1 protein-coding gene is annotated in these 1876 nt (G+C 71.3%); it reads right to left on the bottom strand.

Annotation, left to right across the window (positions count from 1 at the left end):
• Nucleotides 1–49: 49 nt before the first annotated feature.
• The gene (locus ABZV34_RS39010; protein WP_356287899.1) at nucleotides 50–1693 is read right to left on the bottom strand and encodes a M4 family metallopeptidase; all 1644 of its coding nucleotides are present in this window, start codon (nucleotides 1691–1693) and stop codon (nucleotides 50–52) included.
• Nucleotides 1694–1876 lie beyond the last annotated feature (183 nt).

The following is a 1876-nucleotide window of genomic DNA, read 5'->3' as shown; positions in this document are numbered from 1 at the left end:
GGACGGCGAAGGGGCCCCGCCGTGCGGCGGGGCCCCTTCGCGTGCTCCGTCAGCGCCCGGCGGCGGGCGTGTTGGCGGTCGTCACGTTGACGGCAGCCCACGCCTTGTCCACGGCCCGGTACTCGGCGCCGGTCGCGCCGTACATGTCGGCGGCGGCTTTGAGCGTGGCGGTCCGCGCGTCGTGGAAGTCGGTCGTGGAGACCATGTAGCGGGTCAGCGCGCGATAGAAGATCGCGGTGGCCTTGGCCCGGCCGATTCCGGCCACCGGCGAACCGTCGTACGTCGGCGACTCGTACTTCACGGTGCCGATCGTCTTGCGGCCGCTGCCCTCGGCGAGCAGGTAGTAGGCGTGCGAGGAGACACCGGAGCCCGCGTGGACCTCGGCGTCGTATGCCGCCGGCGACCAGTAGTCGATCGTGCCCTCCAGCTTGTCCAGGGAGGGGTGGTCGAGACGGCGCAGGAACTTCTGGGCGAGACCCAGTTTCTCGCCCATGAGGTAGTTCGGCGGGTTCTTCGGGTTGTTCGCGGTGAACTCCACGTTCGAGCCGAAGATGTCGGCGAGCGACTCGTTGAGGGCGCCCGGCTCGCCGTACTGGTTGCCGTCCCGGTCCACCCGGGTGGGTTCGAGTGCGGCGGTGGCGTCGACGACGCCGTGGGTCAGTTCGTGCCCGGTGACGTCGAGGACGACGAGCGGCTTCTTGAACATGTCGCCGTCACCGTCGCCGTACAACATGCAGCCGCAGGTCGAGTCCCAGAAGGCGTTGCCGACCTTCTTGCCGAAGTGGACCATCGCGCGGGCACCGGTGCCGTTGTTCTTGATGCCCTTGCGGCCGAAGGTCTTCTTGTAGAAGTCCAGCGTCTTGGTCACGCCGTACTGCGCGTCGACCGCGACGGTGGCCCGGTCGGCGGTCGTGCCCGTGCCCCACTTGTCGGTGGTGCTGGTGAACTTCTTGCCCCGCGTGAAGGATTCCAGCTCCCGGCCGCCGGCGTCCCGGGTCTCGGTGTTCCACCGGGTCGGGTCCTTGAGGAGATAACTGGTGCGCGCGGTACGGGTGGTGGTCAGCGTCACCTTTCCGACGAAGAGGGAGGCGCCGGTGCCGGTGGCGGTGACCGGGTAGTGGACCGCCACCGCCGTGGCCGCGAAGAGACTGGCCGGCTGCGCGGCCGTACCCGTCACGGGGTTCGCCGTCTCATCCCGCTCGCGCAGCTTGTCCCGCAGGGACGGCGAGATGAACTCGTCGCTGTCGGGGGTGTTGCTGCGGATCCGGCCGGTCCGCGCGTCCACGACGACCGTGCGGGAACCGCCGGCCGACGTGGTACCGCTGTCCGTCACCCGTACCTGATAGGCGAGGGCGGCCGCGCCGTCCCGTGCGTCCACGACGAGTTGAGCGGTGCCCGCGTCGCCCTCGGCGGCCTCGGCGGCCTTCTGCTCGGCCTGCCCGGCCGTGAGCTTCGCCTCGGTGGTGGACGGCTTGACACTGTGGTCGGCGGCCCGGGTCACGCCGAGATAGGCCGACTGCCCGCCGAGATGGATCACGAGGTCGCCGCCGAGCACCGGGAGTCCCTGATGACTGCGGACGAAACGGACGTGCCGCTTGCCGTCCGGGTCCGTCATGACGTCCGTCGCCCGCAGGGTGTCACCGGGGCCGACCCCGGTGGCCGACGCGTGGGCGAAAGCGGCGGCCCGGGCCACGTCGACCGGGGAGGAGGCCGAAGTCGCCTGGCGGTCGGGCGAGTCGGGGGGCGCCCCGCAGGCGGGGCCCCCCCGGGGGGGGGGCCCCCCCCCCCACCCCGGGGCCCCCCCCCCCCAGCGGCCGGTCCAGAACGGGAGAGCGGGGGGTTGGGGAAGAGTGTGTAATAGGGGGGGTTTATCTCG

The organism is Streptomyces sp. NPDC005195 (assembly GCF_040608315.1).
In the GTDB taxonomy this organism is placed as follows: domain Bacteria; phylum Actinomycetota; class Actinomycetes; order Streptomycetales; family Streptomycetaceae; genus Streptomyces; species Streptomyces kaempferi.
Note: the sequence above shows the minus strand (reverse complement) of the source record. Positions and strands in the feature narration are given on the sequence as shown.